Origin of the sequence: Parazoarcus communis SWub3 = DSM 12120 (assembly GCF_003226565.1) — a bacterium.
Lineage (GTDB): Bacteria > Pseudomonadota > Gammaproteobacteria > Burkholderiales > Rhodocyclaceae > Parazoarcus > Parazoarcus communis.
The window spans coordinates 1-1,231 of the sequence record NZ_QKOE01000067.1; the positions used below are offsets into that span (position 1 = coordinate 1).

2 protein-coding genes are annotated in these 1,231 nt (G+C 55.7%); both read right to left on the reverse strand.

Annotation, left to right across the window (positions count from 1 at the left end; genetic code table 11):
• Nucleotides 1-282: 282 nt before the first annotated feature.
• Complete coding sequence (locus DNK49_RS23005) at nucleotides 283-708, reverse strand: DUF4279 domain-containing protein (protein ID WP_110530399.1); 426 nt, start codon at nucleotides 706-708, stop codon at nucleotides 283-285.
• An 18-nt stretch (nucleotides 709-726) separates the two neighbouring features.
• Nucleotides 727-1,231, reverse strand: a 505-nt coding sequence (locus DNK49_RS23010; RefSeq protein ID WP_133255168.1) for an RHS repeat-associated core domain-containing protein, incomplete at its 5' end; no start/stop codon positions are given.

The window sequence follows — 1,231 nt, forward strand, 5'->3', positions numbered from 1 at the left end:
TTGAACCTATCGGGTATATCCCGCCCGCAGAAGCTGAGGCAAACTACTACAGGCAGCTCGCCAGTCAGGCCGCGATCGCGACCTGACTTAAACCAACCGGCCTCCACGGAACCCGGGGCGATTCAGTACTCGCACAGCCCAGCCGATAGAGACACGAAGGGCCGCGACAGCGGCCCTTCTCTTTAGCAACTACCCGCGTAGCGGGTGGATGGGTGTTTTTTACTTCACCCTACACACTGGCGCCGTCCCGCCAGCGCCGACTTTCGGGATTTCACGTATCACTTACCCATGCTCCGGTTCCACAAAGCCGACTGTGAATTCAACAGGCAATCCGAACTGGCTAAGCGCTAGCAACGCCTTGGCGTCCAGGTCAAAGCATGCCTCGTTGGAATCTGTAGCAGGCACTTCATGAAGAACATGGACATCAATCCAAGCGCGCTCTACATTTGGCAACGTGGAAATGCTACCCACATACCTTTCGAATGTAGCCCATAGCTTCTGAACGTGGTCACTTAAAGTCATAGCCTCGGTCCGGTCAGTGCTTTGCCATGTCCAAAGGCCAACTTTTGCCACGAGCACCTTCCCTTGACGGTTAGTGCGCTCTTCACCAAATTTATGCGATCTGCTTGGCTCGACACCAAGCATGGCCGTCAACACAGAAGGCTCAAGATCATTCCCTTGGAAATAGATGCGCACGGATATCAACATCAACTATTCCCCATAGATTTAGTGACCATCGCCAAGGTCGCCGATGTGCTCACCATTTCCGTCGATAACTTCCCCTGTGTCGGGGTTTACGCCGCAATTGTCTGCGGCCCGAGAGCCTGGCTTCCTGCGATTGCCTCTCTTGATGTCATGGAATATGTCGCGACCACCTTTGGCGCCAACGTCATTTCTTCGCCCCCACTCTTCCGCTCCCTTGTCTCCAGGCCAGAATCCCGGCGGAAGGTTGTTCGCCATCCAGATACCAGCACCGACGAGTACGGCGCTTCCGCCAAGTATCGCGGCTCCTTCACCAGTCATCGCTGCGCCATTCAGCGCGGGAATGAAGAAGACTTTTCCGGTGGGGTCAATCCTCGAAATCGGGTTCCCCCCCACATAGCTGTATAGATTGACGCCCCCCTCCTCCTCAATAGGATCCCTCGAGAGCCAGCGCGCTGTCTGGGAATCGTACGCCCGATACCGTGTCAGCCACAACCCACTGGACACGTGATGATGCATCCCCGCGTAA